This window comes from Paenibacillus sp. 276b (assembly GCF_900107875.1).
In the GTDB taxonomy this organism is placed as follows: Bacteria; Bacillota; Bacilli; order Paenibacillales; family Paenibacillaceae; genus Paenibacillus; species Paenibacillus marchantiae.
The window spans coordinates 117,132-139,302 of sequence record NZ_FNRR01000005.1 but is presented as its reverse complement, the minus strand read 5'-3'; the positions used below and the strand labels follow the sequence as shown (position 1 = coordinate 139,302).

Genomic DNA, 22,171 nt, shown 5'->3' with positions numbered 1-22,171 from the left:
CTCATTAATGTTTACTGGTATATACCCAAAGTTTGTAAATATTATAGCATGGGTCTTGAAATTTATCTCTACTGTTTTGATGACTTCAACTATGACGGTTACTGATGAGTTAACGAATCAGCATAGCATGAAAAAGACCGACAGTCTGATGACTGTCGGTCTTCATTTACCGCTAATTAATCTTAAGAAGCGGGAATTACAATTTTCTGTCCAACTTTAAGATTGTGCACATTTGTAATTTTATTTATGGAAACCAGCTTGCGCCAGTCCACACCATATTTCAAGCCGATGCGGTAGAGGTTATCTCCTTTTTTCACCACATGAACCACTTTGCCGCCTGCTGGTTTCTCAGGTTGTGGCTTGGTTGTAGGTTTAGTTGGAGTTGGGTCTGGCTTCGTAGGCGTTGGAGCAGGTTCCACACCTGTTTCTGGAGTCGTTGTTGCTTCTCCTGTCAATTTCAAGCCATACTCAGCAAAACCGTCTTTGTTTGTCCCAATGAAGGACATCGCCGGGTTCGCTTCAACCAATGCTTTGGCATCTGGGGAAGACGCGAACACCACTTCAAGATCGTTAAGTGCAGCTGCTGTTACACCTGCAGAAGGCTTAATTGGCGCAAGCGACCAGTTGCCATCTGCTGCCGGGTTAATCGTTTTGTTCTCACGGATGTAATCAATGATCACTTGACGGTTCTCATCCGGTGCAGCCAAGACGATACGTTTACCGTCTGGGTTAGCCAGTTTGGACGAAGAAGCACGATAGTTATTCGTTGCCACGATGAATTTTTGTGCTGGATCAACCGGTTTACCATTGAAGCTCAGGTCTTTAATCCGGTTAGCTGATGCATTTACAATCGTTGCTTTGCCATCGTATTTCGCTGGTTGAGTTACATCAATTTGGTACGTAACACCATCGATAACGTCGAAGTTATACGTTGGGAAGTCCATATTGACCAATTGTTGCTGTCCACCTTTTGCCGGATCGATCTGGTTAAATTGACCAGCAGACCATTCCAACCATTCTTTCAGCTCAGCGCCATTCACCAATACGGCATGTACCGTATTTGGATACACGTACAAGTCAGCTACGTTTTTAATCGCAATGGTGCCTTTAGGGATATTCGTGTAATACGAAGCACCTGAACGTCCGCCTGCTTTGAACGGAGCGCCTGCAGACAATACAGGAATATCTTCGTATTCTGTTCCTTGCATATGTTTTTCAACATACCATTTCTGTGCATTGGTAACGATCTGAATGGATGGATCATCCTGAACCAGTGCAAAGAAGCTGTTGATTGGAGCTGTCGTTTCGCCGACTGGACCACGCACATACTCAAGCGTACCTTCATGTTCGTCATGAACAGCATCAACGATCTCTTGATCAGCATCTACCAGAGCTTTTTTGTTAGCTGTGTCATAGATAGGTCGTGCCTCCACTTTGGAGTCTGCCACTTTCCATTTGCCGTCTACCAGTTCCAGATCCAGATCGATAATTCCAAGGTGGTCACCCCAGAAGCCTGGCTCTACAGCAGGAACGCCATTGATTGTACCTTTTTCAAGGTCTACACCTTTTTTGCCGGCAAAATCAGCGCTCGGGAATACTTTGTGGGCATGTCCGAACAGAATGGCATTAATGCCTTCAACCTGGCTCAGATACAATACCGAGTTTTCCATCAGATCCGTTTGCGGAATATCTTCAAAACCGGAGTGAGGAATAGCTACAATAATGTCGGCACCTTCAGCCTTCATTTTAGGAATGAATTTTTTCGCAGTAGCGATAATGTCTTTGGCAATAACTTTGCCTTCCAGATTAGCGCTGTCCCACTGCATGACTTGTGGTGGTACAAATCCGATGACACCCACCTTGATGGTGTGCTCTTTGCCACTCTCATCGGTAACTTTTTTGTCTAAAATTTTATACGGGGTAAAATAGTTCTTGTCATTCGTCTCATCGTCGTCACCGTCATCTACATATACGTTGGCATTGATGTAAGGGAAGTTCGCACCTTCCAGCGTCATGTCAAGGAAATCCAAACCATAGTTAAACTCATGGTTACCGATGTTTCCTGCATCATAATCGAGCAGGTTCATGGCTTTATATACAGGGTGAGTCTCACCCTTTTTGAGTGGATCAATCTTCGCTACATAATCCCCGAGCGGGTTACCCTGGATCAGGTCACCGTTGTCGAACAGCAAGCTGTTCTTCGCTTCGTCACGGGCTTTTTTGATCAGCGTAGCTGTCTTCGCCAGACCATACTGGTCTGTCTCTTTGTCGGAATAGTAGTCATAGTTAATCAGGTTGTCGTGAATGTCCGTTGTTTCCATGATCCGCAATTTAACCTTGGTAGCGTCCGCAGCCGATACAGGTACCGGAAATACCGCAAGCACGTTTAATGCAACCAAAGCGGCAGTCAGGCTTGATAATACTTTTTTACTCTTTCTCAAAATAACCCCTCCCGGTTATGTACATTGAATCATGCATTAGTGAGCAAACGAATAGGCGCAGAAATGCGAAAGATCTCATGGTTTGTGCGTACTGATTTTCTGATCGTATGGTTCAGAATTCCAGGTTAGTTTATCTCACATGAACATCTATTCATATCTGTGCGTACCGTTTACATTCCAAATCATAACGCAATGTTCAGTCATTGAAAAGCATTATTTTTTACGTTATCCGCACATACCTACCCCAGTTTACAATAACATGCGTGATTTCGACATCTTTTGCATGTTTTTGGATGAAAATAGTTTACTCACGCTGTTAAAAACGTATATTACATGTGGCTTACATCTATATCCATATTAGCTGAATCGACCCATATCAAAAAACCGTGAAGCCTTCTGGCGTTCACGGTTTGCTATGTCTTTTCCAAATAGTCGGCACGGCCTTCCACTTAGAAAAGGTGATTTTCAATATCTAAAATTATTGCTCCCACACCTGATGCTCATGATCTTTGCCGATGTATTCAATCCGTTTTGGGGTAATGTCCAGAATGACATAATTGGGATCGTTCGGGCCGTCAAACCAAGCTTTTAGTTCATCATTCCATACCTGTTCGCGTAAACCTTCATTTTTCGTCACTTCGCATGTTCCTTCAATCTCAACCACTTCCTTGGAGCCGCCCGCTTCATATCCTAGCAAAAGGCTGACGTTTGGATTATTCTCCAGCTCCTCTACCTTGTGCGTACGGCGGTTTGTCGCCAGATGAATGTTCATTCCATCGTTGAAAAGCGCCATATAGCGGGATTTCGGTTTACCGTTCTCCACCGTGGAGAAGCTGCAAAAAGGGTTGTTTTCCAATGCTTTTACAATGTTTTGTTCCAATTCAGTCTGGTTCATGGGACATGCTCCTTTCGATTTGGGGGAATATTTGAAGAACGTTGTAGGCGGCCGTTACGGGTACGGATCGTTCTTTCGATCGCTGTTGTCTCGCAGACGATTTACACTGACACTACGAAGACAGAACAACCTTCCAATCGCTGTTATCCCCAGATTTTTTTGACTCCCTTTTCTCAAGGGAAAATCCGGTGATAAAGGCGAACGCTTTGCTTTTTCAGGTTTCTTCTGTCCTCTCCGTTATCGTGTAAATGTTTAATTCAACGGATATATAAGTGAAAATCTAGGATGCAAGCGAACGCTTCGCTTCTTCAGAATCGATTCCGTCCCCTTCACTACTTCCATTGTTCTTCAACATTAGGGTAGATAAGCTAAAATCTCAAAGATAAGCATACTTGATTGCCTATCTCTGATCTCTTCGCTTATATCACATTGTTGTATATAAGCCTGTACTTATAGTGTACCCACCTCATCTATGGTGAATCCATGAACCCGTTCGTAAACGTGACAGTTTTAATTCAAATCTCCAAGATAAATGCGTGATGAATTCTTATTCTGGAGCAACTCACCAATTGTTTTCGGATATAGGCGAACCTTGGACAGCTCTTCAAGCGAAATCCATTCTACGGCTACCTGATGGTCGTCTGGATTAGAGCCTTCGAAGATTGTTGCTTTCGGATCAATCAATCTGCATTCAAAATAAAATTCAACCTGGTGGACATCGGCATCCCACTCGGCAAATTCATGGTTTTTTCCGATATACTCCCGGATATGCAGCAATTCTCCCACGTCCACCGCCTGTCCAATCTCCTCCAGACATTCACGAGCAACGGCATCCTTGAGTTCTTCGCCTTTCTCCTGTCCTCCGCCGGGGAAAACATAAGCGTCACCATATTGATCCTCCAACCGGATCACCAGCAAACGTCCATCCTGTACAATGACAGCCTTTGCCGAATTACGTATCGGTTTCATGCTCTAATCTCACTCCTTACAAACTCGTATAGTTCGACCTCTGGCCCTCGGTTACCTTAGCAATCATCTAGTAACTCCAGGTGCAGAAAGGTTAATTCCATCAGATTCAAGCAACGTACGTATCTCTTGAGCAAATGCAAGGGCATGAGCTCCGTCGCCGTGGATGCAAATTGTCTCTGCCTTTATGGATACAGGTGTACCTTCCGTCGACACAACGATTCCCTCTTTCACCATGCGCAGCACTTGAGCAAGAGCTTGTTCGGTCTGCTGAATGACAGCCCCGGGCTGACTGCGTGGGGTTAGGGTCCCATCCGGTCCGTAGGTTCGATCCGCAAAAACTTCACTGACACTGCGCAGTCCAATGCGATCCGCTGCCTGTATCAGCGTACTTCCGGCCAGGCCATAGAGGTACAGTTCCGGTTGCACCTTATAAAGCGCCTCGGCGATTCCCTCAGCGAGTTGATTATCTTCAGCAGCCATGTTATACAAGGCTCCATGAGGCTTCACATGATGCATACGCCCCCCGTATGAACGGACAAAAGCATCCAGCGCACCAATCTGATACACAACCATGTCATAGGCTTCCCGTGGTGTAATATCCATACGTCTTCTGCCAAAACCCTGCAAATCCGGCAGACCGGGATGGGCGCCGATGGCAACCTGATGCTCTAATGCTTGCTGTACGGTTTGCCGCATCGTTGCCGGGTCACCCGCATGAAATCCACAAGCGATGTTGGCTGAAGTGATTAGCGGCAGAATCGACTCATCCGACGCCATCCGGTACACCCCGTAACTTTCGCCAAGGTCACAGTTGATATCCACCGTGTTCATTGATGGTCCCCCATTTCTGCCAATCTCCTGCGAATCAGCTGATCGGTTAGTCGCCACTCCAACGCCTGTTCCAGGAATAGCTGCTGTGCTTCTTCATATGTAATCCGTTCAAAAGTAACCCGCTCCCCTGGCTTTGCCTGTGCCAGTATCGGTAAATCTACTCGTGCCACCTGTGCGATCACAGGATAGCCCCCGATAGTCTGATGATCGGCCATCAATATGATGGGCTGACCATCTGCTGGCACCTGAACTGTACCATAGGTGACGGCTTCGGACAGCCGATCCATCGGTTGAACGAGTTCTAGCTTTGCTCCCTCCAATCGATAACCCATCCGATCCGATTGAGGAGAGATTACATATCGTTCTTTATGGAATCGTTCCAGACTATCTTCATTAAACTCTGCACTGTCTTTGCCCGGCATGACACGAATAACAGGTTCAGCATGGTAGGCGGGCCATTCCCTGCTGGACAAATACCAGGCAGGTGCATGCATCCGCCAGTTATTCTTTTCAGCTTCTACAATCAATCCATGCAACGCCGCTTGCGCTTCACGAGAAGCTTCCCCCACAGACAACCTGTCTCCCACCTTCAAGGCACGTCCTTTAAACCCACCAAAACCTGTCTTGAGATCCGTGCTTCTACTGCCCATGATCTCAGGTACCACGATTCCACCAGCAATCGCCATATAAGACCGCAAACCGGAACGGCATCGTCCAAATCTCAGCACACTTCCAGCAAGCAACACGACCGGACGCCATAGTGGAACAGACAGACCATCCACGGTTGCTGTCAGATCCGCACCACATAAAGAGATCAGCCGATTTTCATGGAATCGAAGCTCCGGTCCCGTCATCGTCATCTCCAGCACAGCTGCATCGCGGGAATTCCCAACCAATGCATTGGCTGCTATGGCCGCAAAGGTATCCATAACCCCGCCCGGATGAATTCCATACCGGCGAAATCCCATTCTTCCTTCGTCCTGAACGGTGGATAACAAACCTGGGCGAATGACTTCAATACTCATCGTTCGCCCTCCTTTTGTTCCAGATACTCCTGAAGTGAAATCGATGCAAAACGAACCCGATCCCCTGCTGCCAGCAGGCTTGGTAGATTTTCCATCGGACGAAATAGCGCCAGCGGTGTGCGGCCGATACATTGCCATCCGCCGGGAGTCGTCACCGGATAAACTCCCGTTTGTTTGCCACCAATGCCCACCGTTCCCGCCTCAACTCGAAGCCGAGGTGTAGGTCGTCTGGGCGTGGCGATCTTCTCCGATAATCCGCCCAGATAAGGAAAACCCGGCGCGAATCCGATCATGTGAACCAGGTATTCTCCGGATGTGTGAATAGCTATGACTTCATCTGGCGTAAGCCCATGTTCAGTAGCGACATATTCCAGATCAGGACCCAGTTCACCACCATAACATACGGGAATAATGATCGTTCTGGGTTCAGCCAGCGTTGCCTCTTCCATCTTGTTCAATTTATGAAGCAGCATTCTGCATATCTCGTGGTACGGGGAGATCAACGGATTATAGAAAAACGTAACTGATGCAAACGAAGGTAACCACTCCAAGATGCCCGGTAGTTGGCTCTTTTCCAGCAAAGTACATACCGACATCACCCTCCGGTGCACCGCTTCGGATATCGCGTCCCCACAACGGATCATAACCCCTGTTTCGCCCAAAGGAGACAGCACATCCTCAGTCCATGAATACGACAGTTCAGTCATGCTATCACCCTCCTTCTCCACAAGTTTATAGTCCCTTGATCATTTTTTCTCCAAAGCCTGCAAAACAAGTGAACGAACAGCGGGAAAGGGCTCTGCTTCTTCGGTCCGTATGGCAAGATAGAGCGTCTGCAGAAAAACGCGCACATTCAAGCTCATCTGGCTGATCTCCAGAAGCGATTTCCCCTCCTTCTTATCGTTTGGATTCAGTGAATCGATCCAAGACGAAATATCGTTTTGCTCCAGCAGATTGCGGCGAAGGATGGTGACCACTGCATGAGCAATCCGTTGATCCTCATCGTGGATGTAGACTACACTTGATTCGGTAATTTTCACAGTGAGCGCATGCAAAAGCTCCCGCAAGGCGGCCCGCTCCATATAAGGCGACTGTGCAAGATCTTCAACCGCATCTGCCGCGTGTGCCGGTGCGTGCGCCCAGCCCTTATCATCGGAATAGCCACGAACATCTTTTTCACGCTCCAGATACGTGGTCAACCGATGATGAATAACCTCTATATCTTCCTTTTTCAGAAAAGGCCGCTGACGATCTACACTCAGAATTGGAGGCAGGAGCAGCACAGAGAAGGTTCGGGTAAACACACTGTCCGTGCCTTGTTCTCCAATACCATGAAAAAGATGCTGATCATCCAGCGCCATATGTAACAGCTGACTGAGCTGTTCTTCCGAAAATACACCCTGTCCAATCCAGGTCGCAAACGTAACATAGATCAATTCATCCCGCAGAACCGGGTCTGGACTGCCAATATGCTGCATCATATGCAGAGCCAGTTCGTAAGGATGTTCCACTTCATGTGCGTATAGGTTAGCCGACTGAATCTGCCGCAATTTCTGTTTTAATGCCAGAGCATCCATCGATCACAACTCCTTGGAGGAATTCAGATGCACGCTGCAATTGTATAGCTCGCATTGCCAAGAATTCGTTTCCCAAGAAATCCGGGTAATCGACGTGTTGGACAGCTTTGCGCTCACATCAAGTTCAGGCACCAGACCTCGCAGTGTATTACGGAGAATAGCGCCATGGCTGACAACGATCACTCTTCCATTGGGATGCTGTCGTACAATATCTTCTATCGCGGCACTGCCCCGAATCGTACCTGCATCCGCAAGTTCCCGGCCTAAATCCAGAGTGTTCCAATCCGCTCCCCATTGGGCAACTCGTTCAGCTTCGGTCGTACCCTCCACCTGCCCACCGCCCATTTCACGCAACCTCGGGTCCAAATGAATCTCCTGTATTCCTAAACGGTCGCCAATGATGCGAGCCGTCTCACTTGCACGCTCCAGGTCACTCGCATAGATGGCATCCCACGTTTCCTCACTCAGTCTCACAGCAAGCAATAGTGCCTGTTCTCTTCCTTCCTGATCCAGTGGATTATCCGTTTGTCCCTGTGAACGTTTTTCCTTATTCCATGCCGTGCTTCCATGGCGAATCAATGCGATCTTTGTCATTGCTGTTCCTCACCTTTACCTTTTTCTATGCGCAATTCATCATCTGTAAAATGTTTTCGTGCCTTCGGCTTGGCAAATTTGCCACCATTATATTGGCTAGAACCGTTTCTCGGAATGGAAAGACTGTTCCATTCGGTTTCTTTGAGCATTTTGGCTGCATAAATAATCTGTCCCACATGATAGGGGTAATGCGCCAATTGCCGGATAATTGCTTCCATGACGGTATGTCCTTCATTGCGAATATATATAATATGAGACAGTTGCTCCGGTGTAAAAGAACGAATGGCTCCAAGCAGACAGTTCCAGCCTTCCTCCCATTTGGCGAGCAGCTCTTCCCGAGTCGAAATATCATTCACAAATTCCGCATCACGTTCACGCCATGGCTTTTCTCCATCGGTTGTCAGTACATCCGTCCAACGGGACAGCATATTGCCCCATAGATGCTTCACAATAACTGCAATACTGTTGGCATCTTCATTCCAGGATTGAAATAGTTGCTCAGATTCCAGTTGCTCCATGGCCTTTTCACCAAGCTGTTTGTAATACAAAAATTGCTTCTCGGCTGTATCCAGAAATACCTGATTCATATCCACACGTTCACAACCCTTCGCAAAATGTCTTTATTCAGGAAAAGAAAACGTCCCGTCCTCATTCGGTTCAAAGGAAATGACTTTCCGTACAGCATCCAAATTAAGTTCACCATAAATATGTGGAAATAGTTCATTCAACTCATACAGGTCCTCATACACCAGTTCCGGCTTCAAGGCCCTCTCATCAATACCAATCAATAACAAATCCGTACGTCCTTGATAAAATTGAGCCGCTACCCATGGAATCTGTTCTTTAGTGGAACAATGAATGAAACCGTCCGTCTCCAGGCTATCCGGTGCATACACGCTCTGCTTGGATACCTGCTCCCATACCGCTTGGGAAATAATACTGTAGATCATTGTTCCGCCTCCTTCAATTTCTTCTATGTATCCTGTACGTCATTGGAAGTATTATAGATCATCCCGGATACGTGAGTACAATTTTTGATCTATAAACACACCTTTGATCTTCAACTGTTTACGCAGCAAACCTTCATATGACATGCCCACCTTCTCCATCACTCGTGCAGAGCCGATGTTGCCTGCATTGCATGTCCCCTCCAGCCGATTGCAGTCCAATTCCTGAAAACAATATTCAACAATCGGCTGCATCGCTTCTGCTGCGAGGCCTTTGCCCCAACAACTGCTGGCAATCGCGTACCCCAGTTCAGCACTTTGCATGGATTCATTCAGATGAAAAATGCCACCTCGCCCGATCAGCTTCCCCGTTTCCTTCAGAATAAAGGCCCATATATAGACCGTTTTCTTCTCATAATTATCTAACACTCTTTGAATATATTGAACGGAGTCATCCAACGTCTCATGACAGTTCCACAAACTTTGCTGACTCACTTTCGGATCGGAGGCAAACATAAAATAATCATCGAGGTCGTTGAGCGTAAGACGTCTCAGTACCAACCGATCTGTCTCAAATTCGGGTGATTCCGTAAAAAGCTTCTCTACATTCACTTAAGTCCCTCCCCATTATCAAGCCTTCTTATTTCTCAGGAAATAACGATCCATCCCATACACACACAGAATGCCAACAGCATACCTCAGCAGATCCATTACCAGAAATCCACGTCCCAAAATAAGCGCACCCAGCACCGTGGAACGCACTTCGTTCAACCAAGATATCTGAATCATTTGCGAACATTCAACGGCCCAGCTAAAAATCAGGCTCACGATCAGCGCCAACTCTTTGCTGCGATTAATCCAAATCATGCGTACCCCAAAATAGATCATCGCTGCCCACAAGGCATCACCGAAATGCTCATGCACAAAATCCGGTAAAAGTTCACCATAGTGTCTGGATGCCAACCCTGCCGCCATGGTTATGATCACTGCGATGAAATAAATCAGCCTCTCTTTGAAAAATGCCTTCATCATCGATCAAATGCCTTCATCAAGCACTTGTAAAATAAATTCCGTTTTGGCAGCGGTATACGCTTCTCTGTCATCCTTATTCTCATCAGCAAGTTTAGCTTTCAAAGCTGCGTAAGCCTCTACCAGATCCGGACGCTGTCTCAGCACATCCCGGAACTGGATTTGACGATCCCAACGTTCCTGGCCTGGGCGCATCAGATGAAGATGTACAGCCCTCTTGCCATCCTTCACTCTGACCCAGAAACGTCTATATTCCCGACCATCCAGTTCAGGTGGAACGTAGTTCCAGCCTACCGGATTCAGCTGATCGGCAATCATGTCCATGTCCTCCCATGACTGCACCTCTCCCATCAAATCAATAATGGGCTTGGCGGGCAATCCTGGAATCGACGTGCTTCCGATATGTTCAAATCGATGAATATTGAGTTGCTGTAATAGTTCTCTGAGCTGGCGAATCTCTTCCTGAGCCTGTAGGCTCCACATAGGATTGGCCTCAACAATCTCTACCGATTCTGTCGCCCATGCAGGCCAATTTTCCGGTTGCAGTTGATCTGTCATTCGGATGCTTCCTCCTTTGCAGGATTGAATTTCAATCGGTATTGTTCCAGGTACTTGAGATGGGCTCGTTTCTTCGTGTCCTCCACTGTGGTAATCATCCCAAGTGTCAGTATCGAAAGTAGGGTCAGAAGAAGATACTTCATGTAAGCCAATCCACTGAGATTGGTATCTGAGCTTATAATTGAAGAATTCAGTTTTCATCACATCCAATTTTTTATACTTAAAAGGGGCGTATGTCTACGCCCCATCTGTTTCTGTTCACGATGATGAATTTATTTCATTTGATATACTTCATTCGTTGAAACTTTATTTTACCGTCACCGGTATAGTAACTTTTTTATTGCCCCACTTGGCGGTGATGGATGTTTTGCCTTTACCTACGGCCACAATCTTGCCGCCCGTTACTGTGGCTACACTTGGTTTGGTGCTGCTCCATACGGCACTGCTCGTTACAATCGTGGTTTTGCCTGTATCATACTGCGCCATCACACTCAGTGTTGTACTTGCCTGTGACGATAAAATGAGTGTTTTCTGGCCTGTGATCAGTTTTTTGAGCAAAGGAACAACGGTAACCTCTGCCTTTATTGTCTGATTTTGATAAGTTCCTGTCAAGGTGGCTTGTCCTTCCGTCAGTGTTTTGACTGTACCATTCTTGACGATGGCTACATTATTGTTGGAAGAGGTCCACGTTACCTGTTTCGAAAGATTAATTGTTTTCCCATTGGCATATGTACCGATTACCTTCAACGCTTTCGATTTCTTAATATTCAGCTGCATGACAGCAGGAGTTACTTCGACTTTGGTAATCTCGTCCGTGATCGCTACGGGAACTTTAACCGTCTCTGAGCCATATTTGCCTTGTAACAGAACTCTGCCAGGCGTGATTCCTTTGATTTTACCACTCTCCAGCACAGCGGAAGCACTCGATACCGTCCATACAATCTCAGATGTGACGTCCTCTTCCTTACCGTTTGCACGCACAATGCTTACTTTGGGCAGCGTACTTTCACTACCTTTGACAAAATTATAGGAACTTGGCGAAGCTTTGATGCTTTTAATTTTATCCTGAACCTTAACAAGCAATTGCGCTTTGGCGCCATCTACCTGTGCGTATATCGTCGCTTCTCCCGCTGCCACAGCCTTCACTTTGCCTTTAATAATGGTGGCAACAGCTTCGTTACTCGTGGACCATGTGACGCCTCCCGTAACATCCTGCTTATTATCAAACCCTTCAATAACCGCCATTACCTGAAGCGTAGTTGTCTGGGATACACTCATCTGTTGCGGACTACTGTTGGTAATCTCGATAGATGTCACGTCACCTGTGGCTGCTAGGGCAAACGAAGGAGCCAGTAATACCAATACTAAAATAAAGGCCAAACTGCCTCGTATTGCTAATTTCATTCCATTCATTGCAATCTTCATCTCCTGTAATCCAATATTTTACTTCTATTATATTATATCGGAAACTCATTACATAAAAGTGAATATCCCAAATAAGTAGAGGCATTCTGCATGTCATTAGGAAGTGACTGAAGAATGCCTCTTTATTCAGAAGAAGAACGGGATTGTAACAGGTTGCAATCCTATATAAATTAAACTATTCATTTACACAGAAACGGAGAGGACAGAAAAAACCTGGAAAAGCGAAGCGTTCGCCTTTATCACCGGATTTTCCCCTTGAGAAAAGGAAATTTTAAATATCTGGGGATAACAGCGATTGGAAGGTTATTCTGTCATCGGAGTGTTCAGTGTAAAATCTTTAGTTCTACTTATATAGTTTAATACAATAAACGTTTTGAGATAATCAGGATCGATACGATGAGCAAAAAGAACATGACCAGCAGCAGTTCGGGAAATCTTTTACTCATGTTCAGCTCTTTCTACCGAAGAAACCGTTGTATGAATAAGCTGCAGAACCTTGTCAACGGCGTTGTCCGTTCCACTCGCCTTCATATGGCCCACCATATGATCTCTCTCCTTATATACAAGGTCAATATCTCGCAGGAATGTCTGAGAAGTCAGCTCTTCTTCCTGGAGAACTCTTGCATAACCTCGCTCCTGAAAATACTTCGCGTTCAGCGTCTGTCCAACAAGAGATCCGCCGTTGGCATGGGGAATCAGGAGCATTGGCTTGCGGAGCAACAGCCACTCATGTATCGCATTGGAGCCAGCACGTGACACAACTATATCCGCCATAACCATTAGATCCGCAAGTTCTTCATGCACGTACTCAAATGCCTTGTAGCCTGCAAAATGTGGGAAGGATGAGTTCAATTTACCTGTACCACATATATGAATGATTTGATACCGCTTGAGCAGCTCTGGCAGTGTTTCAAGTACCATTTGATTAAGCTTTTCCGAACCCTGACTGCCACCCATAATTAACAGAATAGGTCTGTCGGAGACAAATCGGCAAAAATGAATCCCCCGTGCTCGGCTGCCAAGCTTCAACTCCTCCCTGATTACAGGTCCCACGTACATCGTCTTGTCTGACGCCTTAGAGGAAGCGAATGTCGCTGTATCCATAAACGTAGTACACATCATTTGAGCGTATCGCCGTGACAGCCTGTTGGCCAGTCCCGGATGAAGATCCGGCTCCAGAATCAGCACCGGAACCCGATTCCACCCGGCACCCACTACAGCAGGAACAGCCACGAATCCCCCTAACGAAAAGCATACATGTGGTTTAATTCGTAAAATGAGCAGATAAGCCTGCAGCACTCCAAGTATAATTTTGAACACATCGGAAATATTCGCCCACGCCCAATATCTTCTCAGCTTGCCTGTTGCAACCGCATGATAATGAACAGCCGGGATTTTGCCGATTAATTGGCGCTCGATGCCATGCTTGGAACCGATATAATGAATTTCCCATTGCTCCTGAAGCAATCTGGAGATCAGAATAAGGTTAGCTGTTACATGACCGGCGGAGCCGCCTCCTGTAAATATGATCCTCCGCTTGAACACAGAAATCCCCCTCTCCACAGCATGTCGCGAACCTCTGCCTTGGTCATGATGACATCTTCCGAATGGTATCCTCTGCCAGGAAGAACAGATGTCTCACAACCCTCTTTATCCGTTAATTTGGTTGAAGATGAGGCGGTGACAACAAAGTAGGACTTCTCCTCTTCCACTTCCTTAACGTTTTCCCAATCTGAAATCAGCGTTTCATAAAGCCGTTCTCCCGGACGGGCACCGATGAAATGTATCGGAACATGCTTTTGCCCAGCATCCTCTGCCAAAACCTGTGCGATATCCGTTATTTTGCAGGATGGCATTCGGGGTACAATAATCTCGCCGCCCTCGCATTGCTCCATGGCCGACAGGAGAATTTCCACGGCGTCTCCAAGGGGAAGAAAAAAACGTGTCATTCTGGAATCGGTAACGCTGAGTGGCTGCTTCAACTCAAGCTGGCGTTTGAATAACGGTACTACGCTGCCTGTGGATCCAAGAACATTCCCGCTTCGTACACAAGCAAAGCTTGTAGCGGAACGACTGTCAGCTAATAAGATCAATTTTTCCCCGATGGCTTTGGTCATCCCGTACATGCTGGAAGGATTCGCTGCTTTGTCCGTAGAGACGTATACCACCTTCCGCACGCCATTCTCGATTGCAGCATCAATGACGTTCTGCGTTCCGGTTATATTGGTTTTGACCGCACAATCCGGTTGGTCCTCACAGACCGGAACATGTTTAAGCGCCGCAAGATGAAAGACATAATCTACATCCTTACAGGCACCTGCCAGCTCCCATCGGTCTCTGATATCCCCCAGTACAAACTTCACTCTCGGGTCAGAGATGGTTTGTCTCATCTGAGCCTGAAGCGATTCATTTCGTGAGAAAATACGAACCTCTTTCGGCTCCTGAACGAGCAATTGTTTGACCAACTCTTCTCCCCATGAGCCTGTGCCTCCCGTTATTAAAAAGGTTTTATTGAACATCGGATATCCCTCCATGAATTAAGTTCTGATTTGGTGATAGGCCTATCCTAAGGCAATTGTGTTACATCAGTATGACAGGGGAACAATTGGCTTTCCCCAACATGAAAAGGCTCTAATTCAGGTTGCTTCTCACACAAAAAAACCACCATTTGCATGGCGGCTCCTTCATTAACGTTGTATTAAAGGTAAAGAAAAATAAAACATAACTTCTCCATCGGCTACGCTAAGGCCATAGTCGGCATGGTGATTCTCCAGAATCGTCCGGGCAATAGACAAGCCCAGACCCGTCCCGCTAAACTTTTTGCTGCGCGAACTATCCATTACATAGAAAGGCTCCCAAACCTGATCCCACTGTTCATGCTCTTCCTTATCCGTTTCATTGGCGATACCGAAATGTGCCGCTTCCCCTTTCATTTCAAGGGTAACGGTTATTCGGTCACCGCTTGTATATTTCACCGCGTTGGTCATCCAATTGTGCAGAACAGACTCCAGCTTCCATCGATCAGCCAGCACCCATGTCTCGGCAGTCCATCGATCCTCCACTTCCACATGCAAGCCATGCTGCTGAAATACGGTTTCATAGGTATGAAGGGTCTCCGTGAGCAGTTGGCGAAGATCAACAGGTTCAAAATCATATACTTCGGCCTGCAGACGGGATAGCTCCAACAGACGGTCAATTAAACCAGCCAGCTCTTCGCTCTGTTGCTGAATTACTCCAGCATAGGTTCCGTCATCTAAGCCATCCTGAATACCAGAGGCATAAACTCGAATCAGGGAAAGCGGTGTTTTCAATTCATGCGAGATATCCGAGATGAACGTTCGCAGATTGGCGTTTTTTATTTCCAAAGAATGTTGCGCCTGCTGCAATTTGTCGCTCATCACATTGATGCTGCGCCCTAAAGACTCAATCTCATCACCTGTCTTTATATCAACCTTCGTAAACGATAAATTGGAAATGGCTTCAGCCGTTTCGCTTAGCTTCGCGAGCGGTTTAACAATCCGGGCAGTATACAACACGGAAAGCAGGATAAGCAACAGCAGCATGCCGAGCCATATATACGCGTTGAACTGATTAATAATTCGAATCGTCTCCGATGAATGGGAGATGGAATCGCCGACAGCAAACACGGAATCCCCCACCTTCACAAAGTTCACGAGAAAGCTTGATTTCAGCTTGGTCTGATCATAGAATTTATTAACCCGGGCACCCTCACGCAGCGCAGAGATACTCTCTTCTGTCAGCCAAAATTTACTAAGAGCAATTCCCTTGCGGTTATATTGAAATAACAATTGATCGTTAATATCATTCACACTATCCTTCAACGATGCATAAGCGATAGCGACCTCGTATTGCGTTTCAAGACTCTCAATCCGTGATAGCTGATCGCCATGTTCTGAAGCAGAGATTTCAGTCGTTAACTCGGCCAACTTCTGCTTTTTCTGATACAAAAAATAGCTAGGCAGGAAAAACGTATTGACGATAAAGGATAGGAAGAAGACAACACACAATGCACTGATTATGCGCACGAGCAGTTTACGGGTCAGTTTACTCATCTTGATCCTCTAGGCAATAACCCATTCCCCGGTACGTTTTGATTGAATCTTCTCCAACTTTCTCACGCAGTCTGCGGATATGAGTGTCTACCGTACGCTCCTCGCCGAAGTAATCGAAACCCCACACCTGATCCAGCAATATTTTACGGGTTACGATCTGCCCCTTATTCATTCCCAGAACCTTCATTAATTCGAATTCCTTATGGGTAGCCCCTACATCCACTCCACGACGGTAAACCTTCTGGCCTTCCAGATCGACAGTCAGTTCTCCCACAATGATTTTGGAGGAAAGTTGCAGCAGCTTCTTTACACGCAATAGCAGGATACGCGAATCAAACGGCTTGCGCAGATAATCATCCGCTCCGGCCTTCAAGGCAAGAAATTCATCATCCGATTCCCCTTTGGCTGTGAGCAGCAGTACCTTCGCACGACTCGTACGCTTGATTTCCCGGCACACCTCAACACCGCTGCGTCCTGGCATCATCCAATCCAAAACCGCCAAATCGATTTGATTATTATAAAAGAGATTCAGGGCTGCTTCCCCATCCTCGGCTAAAAACACCTGAAAGCCCTCTTTAACGAAATAGGCTTTTAATATTTGCAGCATCAACGGCTCATCATCCGCGAGTAGCAGGTTCATATCTGCCCCTCCTTTCCAAACTGCATTCTACTATACAATCTGTACGTTACAGCTGTGTGACATACCCATCTGGTTTGGCCATTCCCCCCATTCCTGTACTGCGGTAACCGTACCATAAAAGCGCTGAACACTCTCCACTGGTCCCAACATCACAGGTAAAACAAAAAGGAACCCTCACAAGGGTTCCCTTTTTACTTCTCCACACAGCTTGTAATCCTTTTAAACCTCTTCATCCTGGTGCGGCAAAATCAAATATTCGGCACCGCCCATATAAGGCTGAAGTGCGGCTGGAATACGAATGCTCCCATCCGCCTGCTGATGATTCTCCAGCAATGGAATCAGAATGCGTGGTGAAGCCACAGCCGTATTGTTCAACGTATGGCAGTAGGCAAGCTTACCTTGGGCATCGCGACAACGAATATTCGAACGCCGAGCCTGGAAATCATGCAGATTCGACGACGAATGTGTCTCCCCGTACGCATTGCGGCTTGGCATCCAGGTTTCAATATCGTACTGTTTGTACGTTTTCTGCGACATATCCCCTGTACACACAGCCACAACACGATAAGGCAGTTCCAGCAATTGCAGTAACTCCTCGGCGTGTCCTGTAATTTCCTGCAGCATTCGCTCCGATTCTTCCGCATCCGGTGCACAGATAATGACTTGTTCCACTTTGGCAAATTGATGCACCCGGTACAATCCGCGTACATCCCGCCCGCCTGAGCCAACCTCACTGCGGAAACATGTCGATGTGGCTGCCAGCTTGATTGGCTCCTGCACATCCACAATCTCATCCGCATAATACGAAACCAGCGGCACTTCCGATGTTCCCACCAGCCACTTGTTCTCGCCTACTAATTCATAGACCTGATCCCGTCCTGTGGGGAAGAACCCCGTGTTCAAGAGTGTATTCTCCCTCACCATCAGAGGAACTTCCATTGGCGTAAATCCATGCTTCAGCAGCAGATCAAGCGCAAGTTGCTGTACAGCCCGGTGCAGGAGAAGCCCTGCTCCTTTGAGCACATAGCTTCGTGTTCCGCCGATTTTCACCCCACGGGGGATGTCGATTAGATCATGCCGTTCACCGAGTTCCACGTGATCCTTGGCCTCATAATCGAATACCGGCAGCTCACCCACACGTCTCAGCTCCACATTATCCTCATCCGATGCACCCACTGGCGTGTCTGGCGATACAACATTGGGTACCAACCATTGCAGCCTTGTCACTTCCTCTTGCATAACGGCAAGCTTGGCTTCAACTTGCTCTAACTGACCATTCAGCTGTTTCACCTGTTCCCTTAAACCCTCGGCCTGTTCACGCTCACCAGCTTGCATCAGTCTGCCGATATCTGCAGATAACGAATTACGAACTCTACGCCCTTCTTCCGTCTCCAGTAAAAGTGCTCTGCGCTCTTCGTCCCGTTCCAACAATTCACGAATACTGATATCCATTCTCTTGCCAACTGCCGCAGCTTGCACCTCTTCTGCATGCTCCCGAATCCACTTCATTTCCAACATGGTCACCGTCTCCTTTGGCTGTAAAAATACAAAGAGCGCCCTCATCCCTTGGGACGAGGAGCGCTCTGCTCGCGGTGCCACCCAACTTGCCAAACCAGAATATTCTGGTTCAGCCTCTTGGTCCGCGATAACGGGCGGTTCCGGTTAACTTGGGGAATAACGCTCCCCTGGCGAAAACGCCTCCGAGTTGGATGCTCTTCAACGGCATGGTCCGATCTGTAATTGTTGTTTTTCAGTATATACGAACTTTAGCCTCCATTGCAAGTTATCCGTGCACACCCTTACATGTCCTGTTATGATAGAGATTGTTTGTTTTTAGGAAATACTCCTGAATGGCAGACTTACTACATAACATAATATCTAGAAGGAGTTTTTCTTCATGAAAAAATTGCTTTGGATTGGATGCTTGTCCTATTTCCTCATCGGACTTGCCCACGTCGTTCTCGGCTCCATCCTGCCCGTTGCCCTTGAACATTATGGCAAGGATTATAGTCAGGGAGGCACACTGATATTTGCCCAATTTGCCGGGTTCCTGGGTGGTGTACTTTTATCTCCGTGGTTGAATAAACGCTTTGGTAAACGAGGTGGCATATTAATTGCTACAGCTCTGCTCTGCATTGCAGAGTTATCCTATATGCTGCTGCCTCCTTGGGGCTGGATGTTCGTTATTGCACCTGCAGCTGGATTCGGATTCGGTATGATCGAGGCTGTCATCGGTACAATCATCATTGCTGCAATTAAAGATAATACGGCGGTTGCCATGAGCCGACTCGAAGTGTTATTTGGTATCGGCGCTATGGTCATGCCGCTCATTGCCAGCGGTCTGATTTCTGCCGGCTACTGGCGCATGTCGTTCCTCGTGGTTGCCGTCTGTGCAGCGATGACTTTTATCTTCTGGGCCAAAAGTTCATTCGGTGAGCTGGACAACGAGCTGAGTCGACGCAGCTCAGACCAGACTCCTGGACACACTCACGCTGCTGAATCGCCAAATGGAACGAATCCTTCAGACATTAAACCAACTCGTTCAACCTATAGCGGCCGTAATTTGGCTCTTCTGTCTTTATTTGTTGTATTTTTCTTTCTCTATGTCGGCACCGAAATGAGCCTTGCCAACTTCATGCCAGCCATTCTGATTGAGAAAATGAACATGAAGGAAGCAGGTGCTGCGCTTAGTGTTACCTGCTTCTGGATCGCCATGTCTGTTGGACGACTGTTTGCCGGATATATTGCGGAGAAATTCCAATATCGCGTCTACGTTCTGTACAGTTGTCTTGCAGCAGTTGTACTGCTGATGATCTTTCCTTTTACCAACCAGATCTGGTCGGCATTTCTGATCATCCTGTTGCTCGGGCTCGCACTATCGGGCGTGTTCTCCATTGCCCTCGTCTTCGCCAGCAAAATGCTGCCTGGAACAGAAGAATCAACGCCCAGCATCCTGATTGCATCAGGTGGTGTTGGTGGTGCCATTCTACCTTTGGTTACAGGCTGGAGTTTGGACCATCTGGAAGTTAACCAGTCGGCGTGGATGCTTGCCATTTTTGCAGTTGGTCTGCTGATTATCAGCGTGATCGCGTATCAATGGCAGCGCAGGCATACCGTGAGTTCAGCATCGTAATATCTACCGAACAGAAGATAAATTAAATTCCATTAATCATAACTGGTAAAAAGATAGGCTTCGTAGCGTGAATGCTACGAGGTCTTTTTTGATTTGAAAATGAACAATTACTTCTTTATCTTAGTGCAGTGGACGATTGCCCAGGAAATACTTTCAGATGCTCTAAATCGGAACTAACGTTATTTAGGTTGTAGGGACTACACTCCCTTTATCCTTAATGAATTTACCGAATACATATCGAACGAGTGGTCCCAGAATAATAATTTGGTAAGGAAGCGCCAGGCTGAAATTACGAGCAATCGTATGAAGATACGTACTTAGTACGGATGCTCCATTTAACTGATTCGCAAGATAAGCGGAAATCATTCCGTACAAGGACATGATCAGAACCATTCCAATGACCATGAAAAATGACATAGCCAGCACGCCCAGGATTTTGTTGGACTTGTCAAAAGGTAAGGAAAATGCAATTTTTCGCGCTACAGGTCCGACAATAAAGGACTCCACCAGAAATGCAATGACAAAGCACAATATGAACTGAAGCAATATTTCAAGCGCGGACATCTTGCTCAATAACCCATTGTGCCATAAATTGAAGGCCATCATGACGATGACCATTCCTGTGCACATCATCATTCCAAAAATAATCTGTTCTTTCTTCGTTGTTGGCAATTCTCTCATCCTCTCTGTTTACCTTCGTAATTATAGAGATGACGAACCCCTCCTCATAAGTGAACATTCTGTGAACAATTATAATTTTTCCAAATTAAAATCCTATTTGACAACCTCGTAGTACAGCCCTATGATATCCCTTAAAATGGTAGAAAAGATTCAATGCATATAAGGAGGATTTGGATTATGAGTTTTCAAAAGCGCATTGACCACGTCGGCATTGCCGTTCGTGATCTAGAGACCACGCTGCGTTTCTATACGGAGATTGTTGGTCTTGAATTGAAAGATCGGGTAACCCACACCAACGGTGTCATTCAGCTCGCCTTTCTCGGCTTCAACGGAAGCGATGAGACTGAGATTGAGTTGATTCAGGGATACAGCGACAAGCTGCCTTCCGAAGGTACGGTGCATCATTTTGCTATCCATGTCGATGACCTTGAGTCTGAGTACAACCGCATTAAGGCAACTGAGGCCGAGTTTATTGATGGAGAGATGATTACACTGCCTAACGGTTACCGTTATTTCTTCATCTATGGACCCGAGAAGGAATGGATCGAGTTCTTCCAGCGCTAAGAATTGGAGCTGATTTAATGAACATTTTAATTACCGGCGCAGCCGGAAAAATTGGACGTGACTTGTCCCAACACTTGTCAGAAGCATTTCACCTGCGACTAACGGATTTGAATATCGACAGACTGCATACGTATCAAGGGACAAGCCATGAGATCATGACACTTGATGTGACAGATCCCGAAGCCTGTCAGCACGCTTGCGAAGGCATGGATGTGGTTGTACATCTGGCGGGAGATCCTTCCCCGCATGCCGGATTCTATGAATCGTTGTTGGACATCAATATCAAAGGTACATTTAATGTATTCCGTGCAGCTAAGGACCAAGGTGTGCGGAGAGTCATTCTGGCAAGCAGTGCACAGACGATCGAGGGGTATCCCATTGATGCTCAAGTCTATCCGGACATGCCGACACGCCCACGGAATTTGTACGGAGTTAGCAAATGTTTTGGTGAATCGCTCGCTTCCTATTTTGCATATACCGAAGGTTTACAAAGTGTAGCAATACGTATAGGTGCATATGATGATTTCCAACCGGATGGACCCGCGCTGGAGGCAAGGGATATGAGCGCGTATATTAGTCCGGCTGACTTGTGTGATTTGATGTTCAAAGCAATTACAACTACAGATCTGGAGCCCTTCACCATACTGCATGGGATCTCGAATAATCGGTTTAAACGATTGAATCTGGAAACCACTCAGAAACAGGTAGGCTATGACCCGAAATCCGATGCTTTTGCACTCAGTCAGATTTCCTTATATGATTCGCCACGATAATTGTTGAAAATCACAC

Annotated in this window: 23 protein-coding genes; 3 read left to right on the top strand and 20 right to left on the bottom strand. The window is 46.6% G+C overall.

The genetic code is table 11. From position 1 onward, the window contains the following. Positions 1 to 182 precede the first annotated feature (182 nt). The 19 genes from BLV50_RS22850 to serS all read right to left on the bottom strand — a co-directional run bounded on the left by BLV50_RS22850 (position 183) and on the right by serS (position 18,522). A complete protein-coding gene (locus BLV50_RS22850; RefSeq protein WP_090810188.1) occupies positions 183 to 2,441 on the bottom strand; it encodes a bifunctional 2',3'-cyclic-nucleotide 2'-phosphodiesterase/3'-nucleotidase in 2,259 nt (752 codons plus the stop codon). A 478-nt stretch (positions 2,442 to 2,919) separates the two neighbouring features. After that, positions 2,920 to 3,336 carry a pyridoxamine 5'-phosphate oxidase family protein gene (locus BLV50_RS22845; RefSeq protein ID WP_063566223.1) on the bottom strand — a complete coding sequence of 139 codons (417 nt, stop codon included), beginning with the start codon at positions 3,334 to 3,336 and terminating at the stop codon, positions 2,920 to 2,922. 510 nt (positions 3,337 to 3,846) lie between these two features. Next, positions 3,847 to 4,305 (bottom strand): NUDIX domain-containing protein, encoded by a 459-nt coding sequence (locus BLV50_RS22840; protein ID WP_063566224.1) that lies wholly within the window; start codon positions 4,303 to 4,305, stop codon positions 3,847 to 3,849. A gap of 63 nt (positions 4,306 to 4,368) precedes the next feature. Then, positions 4,369 to 5,136 carry a LamB/YcsF family protein gene (locus BLV50_RS22835; RefSeq protein ID WP_090810186.1) on the bottom strand — a complete coding sequence of 256 codons (768 nt, stop codon included), beginning with the start codon at positions 5,134 to 5,136 and terminating at the stop codon, positions 4,369 to 4,371. Then, positions 5,133 to 6,161 (bottom strand): 5-oxoprolinase subunit C family protein, encoded by a 1,029-nt coding sequence (locus tag BLV50_RS22830; RefSeq protein WP_090810184.1) that lies wholly within the window; start codon positions 6,159 to 6,161, stop codon positions 5,133 to 5,135. The genes BLV50_RS22835 and BLV50_RS22830 overlap by 4 nt, the downstream gene beginning before the upstream one ends. Then, positions 6,158 to 6,868 carry a 5-oxoprolinase subunit PxpB gene (gene pxpB / locus BLV50_RS22825; protein WP_090810182.1) on the bottom strand — a complete coding sequence of 237 codons (711 nt, stop codon included), beginning with the start codon at positions 6,866 to 6,868 and terminating at the stop codon, positions 6,158 to 6,160. The genes BLV50_RS22830 and pxpB overlap by 4 nt, the downstream gene beginning before the upstream one ends. A 39-nt stretch (positions 6,869 to 6,907) precedes the next feature. After that, positions 6,908 to 7,738, bottom strand: coding sequence for a DUF2785 domain-containing protein (locus tag BLV50_RS22820; RefSeq protein ID WP_090810180.1), 831 nt, complete (start codon positions 7,736 to 7,738; stop codon positions 6,908 to 6,910). A 3-nt stretch (positions 7,739 to 7,741) separates the two neighbouring features. Further along, a complete protein-coding gene (locus BLV50_RS22815) occupies positions 7,742 to 8,332 on the bottom strand; it encodes a histidine phosphatase family protein (RefSeq protein ID WP_072734937.1) in 591 nt (196 codons plus the stop codon). Beyond that, positions 8,329 to 8,925 (bottom strand): DUF1572 family protein, encoded by a 597-nt coding sequence (locus tag BLV50_RS22810; protein ID WP_090810178.1) that lies wholly within the window; start codon positions 8,923 to 8,925, stop codon positions 8,329 to 8,331. Before BLV50_RS22810 ends, BLV50_RS22815 begins: the two co-directional genes overlap by 4 nt. Positions 8,926 to 8,952: 27 nt before the next feature. After that, positions 8,953 to 9,282 carry a DUF952 domain-containing protein gene (locus BLV50_RS22805; protein WP_063566229.1) on the bottom strand — a complete coding sequence of 110 codons (330 nt, stop codon included), beginning with the start codon at positions 9,280 to 9,282 and terminating at the stop codon, positions 8,953 to 8,955. A gap of 51 nt (positions 9,283 to 9,333) precedes the next feature. After that, on the bottom strand, positions 9,334 to 9,891 hold the full coding sequence (locus BLV50_RS22800) for a GNAT family N-acetyltransferase (RefSeq protein ID WP_072734938.1): 558 nt from the start codon (positions 9,889 to 9,891) through the stop codon (positions 9,334 to 9,336). Positions 9,892 to 9,909: 18 nt separating this feature from the next. Further along, positions 9,910 to 10,254, bottom strand: a complete 345-nt coding sequence (locus BLV50_RS22795; protein WP_256338027.1) for a ribosomal maturation YjgA family protein — start codon at positions 10,252 to 10,254, stop codon at positions 9,910 to 9,912. Between the two features lie 60 nt (positions 10,255 to 10,314). Further along, a complete protein-coding gene (locus BLV50_RS22790; protein ID WP_090810176.1) occupies positions 10,315 to 10,866 on the bottom strand; it encodes a GrpB family protein in 552 nt (183 codons plus the stop codon). Positions 10,867 to 11,172: 306 nt separating this feature from the next. Then, positions 11,173 to 12,270: an Ig-like domain-containing protein gene (locus BLV50_RS22785; RefSeq protein ID WP_256338026.1), complete on the bottom strand. Its 1,098-nt coding sequence runs from the start codon at positions 12,268 to 12,270 to the stop codon at positions 11,173 to 11,175. 459 nt (positions 12,271 to 12,729) lie between these two features. Next, a complete protein-coding gene (locus BLV50_RS22780) occupies positions 12,730 to 13,836 on the bottom strand; it encodes an undecaprenyldiphospho-muramoylpentapeptide beta-N-acetylglucosaminyltransferase (protein ID WP_090810172.1) in 1,107 nt (368 codons plus the stop codon). Beyond that, a complete protein-coding gene (locus tag BLV50_RS22775; RefSeq protein ID WP_063566235.1) occupies positions 13,785 to 14,810 on the bottom strand; it encodes a polysaccharide biosynthesis protein in 1,026 nt (341 codons plus the stop codon). The genes BLV50_RS22780 and BLV50_RS22775 overlap by 52 nt, the downstream gene beginning before the upstream one ends. Before the next feature lie 168 nt (positions 14,811 to 14,978). Then, positions 14,979 to 16,364, bottom strand: coding sequence for a sensor histidine kinase (locus tag BLV50_RS22770; RefSeq protein ID WP_090810169.1), 1,386 nt, complete (start codon positions 16,362 to 16,364; stop codon positions 14,979 to 14,981). Beyond that, on the bottom strand, positions 16,357 to 17,004 hold the full coding sequence (locus BLV50_RS22765) for a response regulator transcription factor (protein WP_090810167.1): 648 nt from the start codon (positions 17,002 to 17,004) through the stop codon (positions 16,357 to 16,359). The genes BLV50_RS22770 and BLV50_RS22765 overlap by 8 nt, the downstream gene beginning before the upstream one ends. A 219-nt stretch (positions 17,005 to 17,223) precedes the next feature. Then, entirely contained in the window at positions 17,224 to 18,522 is a 1,299-nt protein-coding gene (gene serS, locus BLV50_RS22760) for a serine--tRNA ligase (RefSeq protein ID WP_072734944.1), read from the bottom strand. A 379-nt stretch (positions 18,523 to 18,901) separates the two neighbouring features. Between serS and BLV50_RS22755 the strand changes: the two genes are divergently transcribed. Further along, the gene (locus tag BLV50_RS22755) at positions 18,902 to 20,137 is read left to right on the top strand and encodes an MFS transporter (protein ID WP_090810165.1); all 1,236 of its coding nucleotides are present in this window, start codon (positions 18,902 to 18,904) and stop codon (positions 20,135 to 20,137) included. Between the two features lie 183 nt (positions 20,138 to 20,320). Here BLV50_RS22755 and BLV50_RS22750 read toward each other — a convergent pair whose 3' ends face one another. After that, positions 20,321 to 20,809 carry a DUF2798 domain-containing protein gene (locus tag BLV50_RS22750; RefSeq protein ID WP_063566240.1) on the bottom strand — a complete coding sequence of 163 codons (489 nt, stop codon included), beginning with the start codon at positions 20,807 to 20,809 and terminating at the stop codon, positions 20,321 to 20,323. Between the two features lie 186 nt (positions 20,810 to 20,995). On the opposite strand from BLV50_RS22750, the gene BLV50_RS22745 reads away from it, so the two are divergent. Together BLV50_RS22745 and BLV50_RS22740 are read left to right on the top strand one after the other, a co-directional pair. Beyond that, positions 20,996 to 21,382, top strand: a complete 387-nt coding sequence (locus BLV50_RS22745; protein ID WP_064642680.1) for a VOC family protein — start codon at positions 20,996 to 20,998, stop codon at positions 21,380 to 21,382. Positions 21,383 to 21,399: 17 nt separating this feature from the next. After that, on the top strand, positions 21,400 to 22,155 hold the full coding sequence (locus tag BLV50_RS22740) for an NAD-dependent epimerase/dehydratase family protein (RefSeq protein WP_072734946.1): 756 nt from the start codon (positions 21,400 to 21,402) through the stop codon (positions 22,153 to 22,155). Positions 22,156 to 22,171: the final 16 nt, after the last annotated feature.

Excerpts from the sequence above, each read along its gene's own strand:
- BLV50_RS22845 (WP_063566223.1), bottom strand. The coding sequence starts at position 3,336 with ATGAACCAGACTGAATTGGAACAAAACATTGTAAAAGCATTGGAAAAC.
- BLV50_RS22840 (WP_063566224.1), bottom strand. The coding sequence starts at position 4,305 with ATGAAACCGATACGTAATTCGGCAAAGGCTGTCATTGTACAGGATGGA.
- BLV50_RS22835 (WP_090810186.1), bottom strand. The coding sequence starts at position 5,136 with ATGAACACGGTGGATATCAACTGTGACCTTGGCGAAAGTTACGGGGTG.
- BLV50_RS22830 (WP_090810184.1), bottom strand. The coding sequence starts at position 6,161 with ATGAGTATTGAAGTCATTCGCCCAGGTTTGTTATCCACCGTTCAGGAC.
- pxpB (WP_090810182.1), bottom strand. The coding sequence starts at position 6,868 with ATGACTGAACTGTCGTATTCATGGACTGAGGATGTGCTGTCTCCTTTG.
- BLV50_RS22820 (WP_090810180.1), bottom strand. The coding sequence starts at position 7,738 with ATGGATGCTCTGGCATTAAAACAGAAATTGCGGCAGATTCAGTCGGCT.
- BLV50_RS22815 (WP_072734937.1), bottom strand. The coding sequence starts at position 8,332 with ATGACAAAGATCGCATTGATTCGCCATGGAAGCACGGCATGGAATAAG.
- BLV50_RS22805 (WP_063566229.1), bottom strand. The coding sequence starts at position 9,282 with ATGATCTACAGTATTATTTCCCAAGCGGTATGGGAGCAGGTATCCAAG.
- BLV50_RS22795 (WP_256338027.1), bottom strand. The coding sequence starts at position 10,254 with ATGGCGGCAGGGTTGGCATCCAGACACTATGGTGAACTTTTACCGGAT.
- BLV50_RS22790 (WP_090810176.1), bottom strand. The coding sequence starts at position 10,866 with ATGACAGATCAACTGCAACCGGAAAATTGGCCTGCATGGGCGACAGAA.
- BLV50_RS22785 (WP_256338026.1), bottom strand. The coding sequence starts at position 12,270 with ATGAAATTAGCAATACGAGGCAGTTTGGCCTTTATTTTAGTATTGGTA.
- BLV50_RS22775 (WP_063566235.1), bottom strand. The coding sequence starts at position 14,810 with ATGTTCAATAAAACCTTTTTAATAACGGGAGGCACAGGCTCATGGGGA.
- BLV50_RS22770 (WP_090810169.1), bottom strand. The coding sequence starts at position 16,364 with ATGAGTAAACTGACCCGTAAACTGCTCGTGCGCATAATCAGTGCATTG.
- BLV50_RS22765 (WP_090810167.1), bottom strand. The coding sequence starts at position 17,004 with ATGAACCTGCTACTCGCGGATGATGAGCCGTTGATGCTGCAAATATTA.
- serS (WP_072734944.1), bottom strand. The coding sequence starts at position 18,522 with ATGTTGGAAATGAAGTGGATTCGGGAGCATGCAGAAGAGGTGCAAGCT.
- BLV50_RS22755 (WP_090810165.1), top strand. The coding sequence starts at position 18,902 with ATGAAAAAATTGCTTTGGATTGGATGCTTGTCCTATTTCCTCATCGGA.
- BLV50_RS22745 (WP_064642680.1), top strand. The coding sequence starts at position 20,996 with ATGAGTTTTCAAAAGCGCATTGACCACGTCGGCATTGCCGTTCGTGAT.
- BLV50_RS22740 (WP_072734946.1), top strand. The coding sequence starts at position 21,400 with ATGAACATTTTAATTACCGGCGCAGCCGGAAAAATTGGACGTGACTTG.